The sequence below is a fragment of the Paracidovorax sp. MALMAid1276 genome (assembly GCF_049198005.1).
GTDB lineage: Bacteria > Pseudomonadota > Gammaproteobacteria > Burkholderiales > Burkholderiaceae_C > Acidovorax.
Genome location: NZ_JBMIRS010000032.1, coordinates 1 through 11,006, shown reverse-complemented (window position 1 = coordinate 11,006; position 11,006 = coordinate 1). Strand labels below are relative to the sequence as shown.

Sequence of the window (11,006 nt, the reverse complement as noted above, 5' to 3'; positions counted from 1 at the left end):
GGCTTCGACAGGCTCAACCCCTCGGCACCCGCACCCCCACCCTCAGCCCCCGCGGCACCACCGGCTCCGCCACGGTGCGCCCACCGTGCCGCAGCGCAATCTCTTCCACGATCGACAACCCCAGCCCGCAGCCGCCCGCCTTGTCCGACCCGCGCCAGAACCGCGCGAACAGGTCACCCAGGTGCTCGGCGGGCACGCCGGGGCCGTCGTCTTCCACCACCAGCAGGGCCCAGCGGCCGGGCTCCTCGGGGGCCACGCGCACGGTCACGGTGGCGCCGTGGCCGGCGTAGTGCAGGGCGTTGTCGATGAGGTTGTTCAGCGCCTCGCGCAGCAGCAGCGGGTGGCCCTGCACGGACAGCGTGTCGTCGCCCTCATAACCCAGGTCGATGCCCTGCGCGAGCGCGCGGGCCGCCCATTCGCGCGCCACCTCGCGGGCCAGGGCGGCGAGGTCGGTGGGCTGCATCTCCACGTTCGATTCGGAGCGCGCCAGTTGCAGCAGCTGGTGCACCAGGTGGGCGCTGCGCTGGGCAGCGGACAGCACCTTGTGCAAGCGCTCCTGCACTGCGGGCTCGTGGCTTTCGTGCAGCGCCAGCTCGGTCTGGCCGATCAGCCCGGCCAGCGGCGTGCGCAGCTGGTGCGCGGCGTCGTTCAGAAAGCGTTTTTCCTTTTGCTGGCCGCGGGCCACGGCTTCCAGCAGGCGGTTGAGGGTGCTGGCCAGCGAATGCACCTCCTGGGGGGCGGAGGTCAGCTCGATGGGCGCGAGCGGGTCGTTGGCGCCGCCCTGGGGGCGGGTGCCGGCCTGCTCGATCTGCGCCTCCAGCCGTTTCAGGGGCTGCAGGCCGCGCAGCACGCCGGCATAGACCACCGCGCTCAGCGCCAGGCCCATCAGGCCCATGGGCAGCAGCATCTGCTCCAGCAGCTCCTGCGCAATGCGCTCGCGCACCGTCAGGCTTTGGGCCACCTGCACGCGCAGAGTCTGGCGGGTCTGGGGCGTGCCGTAGTCCACATCCAGCAGCGCCACGCGCACGGCCTTGTCGTCCACGCGGGCGTGGTACAGATAGGGCTCGCCCACGTTCAGGTCCACGGGCGGCGGCGGGGGCAGCTGCGCATTGCCCAGCAGGAAGCGCCCCGGGGGCGACGACACCATGTAGGTCACGCGGTCGGTCGGGTCCTGCTCCAGGATGTCCTGCGCGGCTTTTGGAAAGTCCACCAGCAGCCCGTCGCCGATCGGCTTGATCTGCCGCGCGAGCGCCCGCACCGACTGTGTCAGCGTCTGGTCAATGCCCTTCTCGCCGTTCTGCAGCGCCACCCGCCACGCCAGAAACCCGCCCGACAGCCACAGCACCAGCTGCGGCAGCAAGAGCCACAGCAGCAGCTTGCGTTGAAGCGAAACCCCAGGGACGTGGCGCATGAATGGCCGTGAAAATCAAGTGGCGCGCGGCTTGCAACTGGCGCGACCGAGGCCAGTGCCGCCGCGCAAGGGCCGCCCCGCCGCGCTGGCGGCGTCCCCCCCGTGGGGGGAAGATGCGAAGCATCTCAGGGGGGACTTCATCACGGCCTGTTCAGCATGTACCCCAGCCCCCGGATGTTGCGGATGGTCAGGGGCGAGGGGTCGAGCTTCTTGCGCAGGCGGTGCACATACACCTCCAGCGCGTTCGACGCGAGCGGTGCTGCGGCCTGCCCGGGCTCGGCCACCGGGCTGGCACGCCAGGCGGCCAGCACGTCGTCGCGCGTGACCACTTCGCCCACACGGTGCGCCAGCAGCGCCAGCAGCTCCCACTCGCGCTGGGTCAGGTCCAGCGCATCGCCGTTCAGGGCGGCGGCCTGGGCAGTGTGGTCCAGCACCAGGGGGCCCAGCGTGGTGTGCTGCGCACCGGCCGCGCTGCTGGCCTGCGTGAACGCGGGCTGCCGCGCGCGGCGCAGCATGGCCTGCAGGCGCGCCTGCAGCTCCTGCATGTTGAAGGGCTTGGTGATGTAGTCGTCTGCGCCAGCGTTCAGGCCCCGCACGCGGTCGTCCACGCCGTCGCGGGCCGTCAGAATGAGCACCGGCAGGCCGGCAATGTGGGTGCGCGCCCAGGTCAGCAAGTCCATGCCATCGGCACCGGGCAGGCCCAGGTCCAGAATGATGCCGTCCACCGCCTGGGTCTGCAGCAGGGCCTTGGCCTCGGCCACGCTGCAGGCCGTACACACCCCGAATTGCAGTTGCTGCAGCTGGCCCGTGAGCGCGTCCAGCAGCAGGGCGTCGTCTTCGACAATCAGGATCGTGGCCATGGGTTTGAGCATATCAAAGCACCCACTCGCACGAACGGAGACAACGAGCAGGGCCGAATGCCGTCAGCGGGTGCGCCGTAATCGGATAACAGGGTGACGGTGTTGGCATGGCACCGACACCCGGGAAAGTCCCGATAAGAGCTTTAATTATTGTAATTAAAGTACCGACTGCGCTGAACGCACCGCAGGGTGGCGCACCCAAGCAACGGGTTCAAACATCGAGGAGACAAGGGTATGTGGAAGATGACAAAGATCGCCGCAGTGGCGGTGGGCCTGGCGGCAGCGATGTCGGCCAGCGCGGGGGAGGTCGAGGTCCTGCACTACTGGACTTCGGGCGGCGAGGCCAAGTCGGTGGCCGAACTCAAGAAGATCATGCAGGGCAAGGGCCACACCTGGCGCGACTTTGCCGTGGCCGGTGGTGGCGGCGACAGCGCCATGACGGTGCTCAAGAGCCGCGTGATCTCGGGCAACCCACCCTCGGCCGCGCAGACCAAGGGCCCGGCCATCCAGGAGTGGGCCGCCGAAGGCGTGCTGGCCAACATGGATACGCTGGCCAAGGCCGAGAAGTGGGACGAGCTGCTCCCCAAGGTCGTTGCCGACGTGATGAAGTACAAGGGCGCCTACGTGGCCGCCCCCGTCAACGTGCACCGTGTGAACTGGATGTGGGGCAGCTCCGAGGCCCTGAAGAAGGCCGGCGTGGCCGCCATGCCCAAGACCTGGGACGAATTCTTTGCTGCCGCCGACAAGCTCAAGGCTGCTGGCGTGATCCCCGTGGCGCACGGCGGCCAGAACTGGCAGGACTTCACCACCTTTGAATCCGTGGTGCTGGGCGTGGGCGGCGCCAAGTTCTACCAGGACGCACTGGTCAAGCTCGACAACACCGCACTCACCAGCGACACCATGAAGAAGTCGCTGGAGACCTTCCGCCGCATCAAGGGCTATACCGACCCCGGCGCCCCCGGCCGCGACTGGAACCTGGCCACGGCCATGCTCATCCAGGGCAAGGCGGGCTTCCAGCTGATGGGCGACTGGGCCAAGGGAGAGTTCCTGGCCGCAGGCAAGGCGCCGGGCAAGGACTTCCTGTGCGCTGCGGCACCCGGTTCGGCCAACGCGTTCACCTTCAACGTCGATTCGTTCATCCTGTTCAAGCTCAAGGACGCCGCCGCACAGAAGGCGCAGAGCGACCTGGCCAGCGCCATCATGAGCCCGGCCTTCCAGGAAGTGTTCAACCTGAACAAGGGCTCCATCCCCGTGCGTGCGGGCCAGCCCATGGACAAGTTCGACGACTGCGCCAAGGCCTCCGCCAAGGACTTTGTGGACACCGCCAAGAGCGGCGGGCTGGTGCCCAGCGCGGCCCACGGCATGGCGATTGCCCCGGCCACCGAAGGCGCCATCAAGGACGTGGTCAGCCAGTTCTGGAACGACGACAAGATCACCGTCGCCGACGCCATGAAGAAGATCGCGACCGCCGCGAAGACCAAATAAAACCAAGCTGAGAGGGAATCATCATGAAGACAAGAAACCGCCTCACGGCGGTGGCTTTGGCCGCCGCATGCCTGACGCAAACTGGGTTCGCCATGGAAGTGGCAGGCTTTGAGTTCAACGGCTACTCGCGCGGTGGCCCGGTGTTCAACCACTCCGACGGCGTCAAGGGCCACATCGGCCTGGGTGGCGAACTGCAGAAGTACCGCCTGGGCAACGAGGGTGACAACGGCATCGAGGTGAACTTTGCGCGGGGCTTCGAGACCGGCGGCATCAAGTGGAAGGTGAACTACATGCCCGCCAAGTGGGGCAGCGGCGACATCAGCACCGAGCAGGCCTATGTGGAGATGAGCGGCTTCGGCTTCGCGCCCGAAGCCAAGTTCTGGGTGGGCCAGCGCCGCCTGCGCATTCAGGACGTGCACATCGTGGACTACTTCCTGATGAACTACGGCGACAACATCGGCGCCGGCGTGACCGACATCCCGGTGGGCGGCATGAAGTTGGGTGTGGGCGTTTTCACCGGCGACAAGTTCGACGGCAACCTGCCGAACAACGTGAAGGCTCAGCGCATCAATGCCGACCTGTCCGAGATCAACACCAACCCCGGCGGCAAGCTGCGCGTGCTGCTCACGGCGGTGAATGGCAAGAACCAGGCCAACGGCGGTTCGGGCTCGGGCATCTCGATCTCGCACAACCAGAAGGACTTTCTGCTGCCGGGCATGAGCAACGCCCTGTTCCTGCAGACCTCGCGCGGCCATGCCCGCATCGATGGGCAGTTCGAGGCGATTGACGGCCTGACCCCGGGCAAGCGCGTGGTGCGCATTGCGGACTCCATCAACTGGCAAAGCGGTGCCTTTGGCGGCCAGGCCCTGATCGGCTACCAGACGAACAAGGCCGACGTGACGGGTGTGGAAACCAAGGACTTCTCGCTGGGTGCGCGCGGCTCGTACGCGTTCACCAAGAACTTCAAGATGCTGGCCGAGCTGTCCACCACCACGCGCAAGGGCGCGGGGCCGGACCAGCGCCTGTCCAAGGCCACGCTGGCGGGCGCCCTGGCGCTGAGCGAAGACTTCTGGTCGCGCCCCGAGCTGCGCCTGTACGTGACCAAGGCCAACTGGAACCAGGCCGCGGCTGTGGCGAATGCCGCGACCTTCGGCGCCAACGGCAAGACCTCGCGCACGCTGGTGGGCGTGCAGTACGAGGTCTGGTGGTGAGCATGGCGACGAGCGAAAAAGAGAGAGGAGAGGGAGTGAGTTAGCGAGTGAAATGAGTGAGTGATCCAGAGGTTACTTTGTTCTTGGGGGGCCTCAGTGCCCCCCTTTTTTGACATGTGCGATCTGCACAACCTTGATTTGCAGCCATGAAGATTGACCCCCATGCACCGTTGGCGCAGCGCCCGCCGCGGCCTGCTGCGAGCGGGCCGCTTGACCCCGAGGCCACCCGGTGATGAAGCACAGCAATACGTTTGAAAACTGGCTGCCCAAGCTGGTGGTGGCCCCCGCCTTTGTGCTGGGCTTTGCCTTCATCTATGGCCTGATGGTGTGGAACGGCGTGCTCAGCCTCACCGTGTCGCGCATGCTGCCCAACTACGAATGGGCGGGCCTGGCGCAGTACGAGCGCCTGTGGGAGATGGACCGCTGGTGGGTGGCCTTGAAGAACCTGGGCATCTTCGGCGTGGGCTATGTGGGCGGGTCGCTCGCCATCGGCGTGGTGCTGGCCGTGCTGCTGGACCAGAAGATCCGCGCCGAAGGTGCCTTGCGCACCATCTACCTGTACCCCATGGCGCTGTCCTTTGTGGTCACGGGCACGGCCTGGAAATGGCTGCTGAACCCCGGCCTGGGGCTGGAAAAAATGGTGCGGGACTGGGGCTTTCCCAACTTCGAATTCGGCTGGCTGGTGGACACCGAGATGGCCATCTACTGCGTGGTGATCGCCGGCATCTGGCAAAGCGCGGGCTTTGCGATGGCGCTGTTCCTGGCCGGCCTGCGCGGCATCGACGACAGCATCATCAAGGCCGCGCAGGTCGATGGCGCCTCGCTGCCGCGCATCTACTGGCGCATCGTGCTGCCCGCATTGCGGCCGGTGTTCTTCTCCACCCTCATGGTGCTGTCGCACCTGGCGATCAAGAGCTTTGACCTGGTGATGGCGCTCACGGCCGGCGGCCCCGGTTTTGCCACCGATGTGCCCGCCACCTTCATGTACACCATGTCGTTTTCGCGCGGCCAGATCGGCCTGGGCGCGGCCAGCGCCACCATGATGCTGGCCACCGTGGCGGCGCTGGTGATCCCCTATCTCTACAGCGAACTGCGGACCCAACCCCATGACCGCTAAGCCTTCTTTGTTCCCCTCCGTGGGCCGCCTGCTGGTGTATGCGGTGCTGGCCCTGGCCACCGCCTTCTTTCTGCTGCCGCTGTATGCGATGCTGGTCACGTCCTTCAAGACGGCCGAAGAAATCCGCAGCACCTCGCTGCTGGCCCTGCCGGGCGCGCTGAACTGGTCGGCCTGGGGCACGGCCTGGCAGAGCGCCTGCACGGGCGTGGACTGCAACGGACTGCGCCCCTTCTTCATGAATTCGGTGGCCCTGGCCGTGCCGGCGGTGCTCATCTCTACCGTGTGGGGCGCGGTCAACGGCTACGTGCTCAGCCTGTGGAAGTTTCGCGGCAGCGATGTGCTGTTCGGCATGCTGCTGTTCGGCGTGTTCATGCCCTTTCAGGTGGTGTTGCTGCCCATGAGCCAGGTGCTGGGCTGGCTGGGGCTGTCCAGCTCCATCTCCGGGCTGGTGCTGGTGCACTGCCTGGCGGGGCTGGCAGGCACCACGCTGTTCTTTCGCAACTACTACGCGGCCATTCCGAAAGAGCTGGTGAACGCGGCGCGCATGGACGGAGCGAGCTTCTGGCAGATCTTCTGGCGCATCGTGCTGCCGCTGTCGACGCCCATCGTGATGGTCACGCTGATCTGGCAGTTCACCAACATCTGGAACGATTTTCTGTTCGGCGTGGTGTTCTCGGGCACGGACTCCAAGCCCGTGACGGTGGGGCTCAACAACCTGGCCAACACCAGCAGCAGTGTGAAGGCCTACAACGTGGACATGGCGGCCGCCATCATCGCGGGCCTGCCGACCATGGTGATCTATGTTCTTGCAGGCAAGTTTTTTGTGCGCGGGCTGACGGCCGGTGCGGTAAAGGGATAAATCATGGCGTCATCACTCGACATTGCAGGCATCAACAAGCGTTTCGGCAAGGGCGACAAGAGCGTGGAAGTGCTGCGCAAGGTGGACATCCAGGTCGCACCCGGCGAGTTCCTCATCCTCGTCGGCCCTTCGGGCTGCGGAAAATCCACGCTGCTCAACATCATTGCGGGGCTGGACGAGCCCACCGAGGGCGAGATCCGCATTGGCGGCAAGAACGTGGTGGGCATGCCCCCGCGCGACCGCGACATCGCCATGGTGTTCCAGAGCTACGCGCTGTACCCCACGCTGAGCGTGGCTGACAACATCGGCTTTGCGCTGGAGATGCGCAAGATGCCCAAGGCCGAGCGCCAAAAACGCATCGACGAAGTGGCGGCCATGCTGCAGATCGGCCACCTGCTGGACCGCCGGCCCAGCCAGCTCTCGGGCGGCCAGCGCCAGCGCGTGGCACTGGCTCGGGCCGTGGCCGTGCGCCCGCGCGTGCTGCTGCTGGACGAGCCGCTCACCGCACTGGACGCCAAGCTCAAGGAATCGCTGCGCGACGAGCTGGCCGAGCTGCTGCGGCGCCTGCACATCACCGCCATCCACGTCACGCACGACCAGCAGGAAGCGCTGGCGCTGGCCGACCGCCTGGCCGTGATGAACGCAGGCCAGGTGGTGCAGGTGGGCGCGGGCGAGACGCTGTACCGCGCTCCGGCCCACCCTTTCGTGGCGCAGTTCCTGGGCCGGGTGAACCGCCTCGCGCGCGGCGGCGCCAGCCCTGCCGGCGCGCTGCCCCTGGGCGGCTGGCAGCTGCCCTGCCCGCCGGCCCTGCAAGGCCACGCGGCCCTGCTGGTGCGCCCCGAAGACATCGAGGTGGGCGCCACCGCCTCTGCCGGCCCCGGCGCATCCTCCGGATGGGGCCAGGCGCAGGTCACGCGCCGCAGCTTTCTGGGCGACCGTGTACAACTCACCCTGGCCCTGGCCGACCAGGCCCCGCTGTGCGCCGACGTGGCGCGCGACCACCCCGCCCGCGCCGGCGACACCGTGGCCGTGCGCATTGCGCCCGAACGGCTGATGCCCTGCCTGGAACCGGAGGCCGCCCCCACGGAGGCCACCCCATGAGCACCACCTTGAACAACACCTTGCTGCTGCAGCTGTCGGACACCCACATCCGCGAGCCCGGCCGCCTGGCCTATGGCCGCATCGACACCGCGCCCTTCCTGGCCCAGGCGGTGGCCAGCATCGGGCGCCTGCCCCAGGCGCCCGATGCGGTGGTCATCACCGGCGACCTGACCGACTTTGGCCGCGCCGCCGAATACGCTCACCTGCGCGCACTGCTGGCGCCGCTGCCCATGCCGGTGTACCTGCTGCCCGGCAACCACGACAGCCGCGCCCAGCTGCGCGCCAGCTTTGCCGACCACGCCTACCTGGGCGAGGGCGGCGACGAAGACTTCATCCAGTACAGCGTGCCGGTGGGCGGGCTGCAGCTCATCGCGCTCGACACCGTGGTGCCCGGCGCCAGCGAGGGCCGCCTGTGCACCGCCCGCCTGCAGTGGCTGGACGCCGAACTCACCCGCCACGCGCGCCGGCCCGTGGTCATCGCCCTGCACCACCCACCGTTTCGCACGCTCATCGGTCACATGGACGACATCGGGCTGCGCGAGGGCGCCGAGGCGCTGGAGGCCATCGTGGCGCGCCATCCGCAGGTGGAGCGGCTGATCTGCGGCCACCTGCACCGGGCGATCCAGGTGCGCTTTGGCGGCACGGTGGCCGCCACCGTGCCCTCACCCGCGCACCAGGTGCGGCTGGACCTGGCGAGCGATGCGGCCTCGGCCTGGATGCTGGAGCCGCCGGGCTTTGCACTGCACGCGCTGCCGCAGGGCGGGCGGCTGGTCAGCCACATGGCGGCCAGCGGGCAATACCCGGGGCCGTTTCCGTTTCATGACGGCGGCCAGCTGATCGATTGATGGGTCTCTCGATGGATGGGCGCACCGCCGAATGGCGGGATGCGGGCGGATTGACGCCAGCCCCTGCAGGGGCATGGCTGCGCACCCGCAAAATCAGGAGTATGCTTGTGTGTCAGTTTTGTGACACATGACCCAGGCGCAGGGTTATTCCCCTGCCCCCTCATCCCCGGATGTCGCGCAGCCGGCTCCGCCCAGCGCCCGCCCAGCCTGCAAGCCCCGGGCACAGAAATGAAGTGAACCCGCCCTGCCTGCGCGGGCGCGAGCTTTGCCGCTTGCGCCCGCACTGGGCATGGCGCATGCTTTGTCGGCATTGGCACAAGAAGAAGAAGCAAGACGGTATTTCATGAAGCACCTGTTGAATCTGCTGGCAGCCGTGGCGCTGCTGATCTGGGGCACCCACCTGGTCCGCACAGGCATCCTGCGGGTGTTTGGCGCCAACCTGCGGCAGTTGATTGCGCGCAGCGTCAGCAGCCGATTCACGGCCGTGCTCTCGGGCGTGGGGGTGACGGCGGTGGTGCAGTCCAGCACCGCCACGGCGCTCATCGTGTCGTCGTTCGTGGGCCAGGGGCTGGTGGGCCTGCCAGCCGCACTGGCCGTGATGCTGGGGGCGGACGTGGGCACCAGCGTGATGGCGGTGGTGTTCTCGATGGACCTGTCGTGGCTGTCGCCGCTGTTCATCTTTGTGGGCGTGGTGCTGTTCATCTCGCGCAAGGACACCGCCGTGGGCCGCGTGGGGCGGGTGCTCATCGGCCTGGGGCTGATGCTGCTGGCGCTGCGGCTGATCACCGAATCGACCACGGTGCTCACGCAGTCGCCCACCGTGCGCACGCTGCTGGGCGCACTCACCAGCGATGTGCTGCTGGAGATCTTCACCGGCGGGGTGCTGGCCATCGTGGCCTATTCGAGCCTGGCCACCGTGCTGCTGACGGCCGCGCTGGCGGGCTCAGGCGGCATCCCGACCGATGTGGCGCTGGGACTGGTGCTGGGGGCCAATCTGGGCAGCGGCGTGCTGGCGGTGCTGACCACCCTGAAGGCCAACGTGCAGACGCGCCAGGTGCCCCTGGGCAACCTGTTCTTCAAGATCATCGGCGTGGTCATCATGACGCCGCTCACCGGGCTGTGGCTGCAGCATGTGCGGCCCCATGTGCCTGACACGGCCACGCTGGTCGTGCTGTTCCACCTGGCCTTCAACCTGGTGGTGGGCATCATCTGCATCGGGCTCACGGGCACCGTGGCGCGCGCGGTGCAGCGCCTGCTGCCCACCGCAAGCACCCAGCCCACGGCAGGCACCCGCCCGCAGCACCTCGACCCTTCCGCGCTGGCCACGCCGTCGCTGGCCATCTCGTGCGCCGCGCGCGAGGCGCTGCACCAGGCCGACGTGGTCGAGTCGATGCTGCTGGGCCTGCACCAGGTGATCCGCACCGACGACCTACAGCTGGCCGAGAACCTGCGCAAGCTCGACGACGAGGTGGACGGTCTGTACTCCGCCATCAAGTACTACCTGACCAAGATCTCGCGCGAGGCGCTGGACGAGCGCGAGGGCCGCCGCTGGGCCGACATCATCAGCTTCACAATCAACATGGAGCAGATCGGCGACATCATCGAGCGCGTGCTCATCGACATCGAGGACAAGAAGATCAAGAAGGGCCGCCAGTTCTCCGAGGCCGGCATGGAAGAAATCAACGAGCTGCACGCCCGCCTGATCGACAACCTGCGCCTGGCGATGAGCGTGTTCCTGAACGGCAGCGTGCGCGACGCGCAAAAGCTGCTGGAAGAAAAGGCGCGCTTTCGCGACCTGGAACACGCGTATTCGGCCACCCACCTGGCCCGCTTGTCGGACAAGACGGTGCAGAGCATCGAGACCAGCTCGCTGCACATCGACCTGATCAGCGAACTCAAGCGCATCAACTCGCTGCTGTGCTCGGTGGCCTACCCCATCCTCGAATCCGCCGGGGCGCTGGCGCCCAGCCGCCTGCGCACGCTGAACGAGCAGGGTTGAAGCAAGCGTTTTTGGCGTTGCGAGGCACTCGCCGCTGCAACCGCCCCGGCCGCACCGATCTGGCCAAAGGACTACGGCAATCAGCGCAGCGCCCTGGCTTCGACAGGCTCAGCCCGAA

At 67.3% G+C, this 11,006-nt stretch carries 9 protein-coding genes; 7 read left to right on the top strand and 2 right to left on the bottom strand.

The window, feature by feature from the left end; genetic code table 11:
- Window positions 1-13: 13 nt before the first annotated feature.
- Together ACOQFS_RS01350 and ACOQFS_RS01345 are read right to left on the bottom strand one after the other, a co-directional pair.
- Window positions 14-1,411, bottom strand: coding sequence for a sensor histidine kinase (locus tag ACOQFS_RS01350; protein WP_421561192.1), 1,398 nt, complete (start codon window positions 1,409-1,411; stop codon window positions 14-16).
- 140 nt (window positions 1,412-1,551) lie between these two features.
- Window positions 1,552-2,271, bottom strand: a complete 720-nt coding sequence (locus ACOQFS_RS01345) for a response regulator transcription factor (protein WP_421561191.1) — start codon at window positions 2,269-2,271, stop codon at window positions 1,552-1,554.
- A 234-nt stretch (window positions 2,272-2,505) separates the two neighbouring features.
- On the opposite strand from ACOQFS_RS01345, the gene ACOQFS_RS01340 reads away from it, so the two are divergent.
- The 7 genes from ACOQFS_RS01340 (at window position 2,506) to ACOQFS_RS01310 (ending at window position 10,888) form a co-directional block, all read left to right on the top strand.
- A complete protein-coding gene (locus ACOQFS_RS01340) occupies window positions 2,506-3,756 on the top strand; it encodes an ABC transporter substrate-binding protein (protein ID WP_421561190.1) in 1,251 nt (416 codons plus the stop codon).
- Window positions 3,757-3,848: 92 nt separating this feature from the next.
- Window positions 3,849-4,967, top strand: coding sequence for a carbohydrate porin (locus ACOQFS_RS01335; RefSeq protein ID WP_421561193.1), 1,119 nt, complete (start codon window positions 3,849-3,851; stop codon window positions 4,965-4,967).
- 232 nt (window positions 4,968-5,199) lie between these two features.
- Entirely contained in the window at window positions 5,200-6,084 is an 885-nt protein-coding gene (locus ACOQFS_RS01330) for a carbohydrate ABC transporter permease (protein ID WP_421561189.1), read from the top strand.
- Window positions 6,074-6,943 carry a carbohydrate ABC transporter permease gene (locus ACOQFS_RS01325; RefSeq protein ID WP_421561188.1) on the top strand — a complete coding sequence of 290 codons (870 nt, stop codon included), beginning with the start codon at window positions 6,074-6,076 and terminating at the stop codon, window positions 6,941-6,943. The genes ACOQFS_RS01330 and ACOQFS_RS01325 overlap by 11 nt, the downstream gene beginning before the upstream one ends.
- A gap of 3 nt (window positions 6,944-6,946) precedes the next feature.
- On the top strand, window positions 6,947-8,044 hold the full coding sequence (locus ACOQFS_RS01320; RefSeq protein ID WP_421561187.1) for an ABC transporter ATP-binding protein: 1,098 nt from the start codon (window positions 6,947-6,949) through the stop codon (window positions 8,042-8,044).
- Window positions 8,041-8,889: a phosphodiesterase gene (locus ACOQFS_RS01315; RefSeq protein ID WP_421561186.1), complete on the top strand. Its 849-nt coding sequence runs from the start codon at window positions 8,041-8,043 to the stop codon at window positions 8,887-8,889. The genes ACOQFS_RS01320 and ACOQFS_RS01315 overlap by 4 nt, the downstream gene beginning before the upstream one ends.
- Window positions 8,890-9,232: 343 nt before the next feature.
- A complete protein-coding gene (locus ACOQFS_RS01310; protein ID WP_421561185.1) occupies window positions 9,233-10,888 on the top strand; it encodes a Na/Pi cotransporter family protein in 1,656 nt (551 codons plus the stop codon).
- Window positions 10,889-11,006 lie beyond the last annotated feature (118 nt).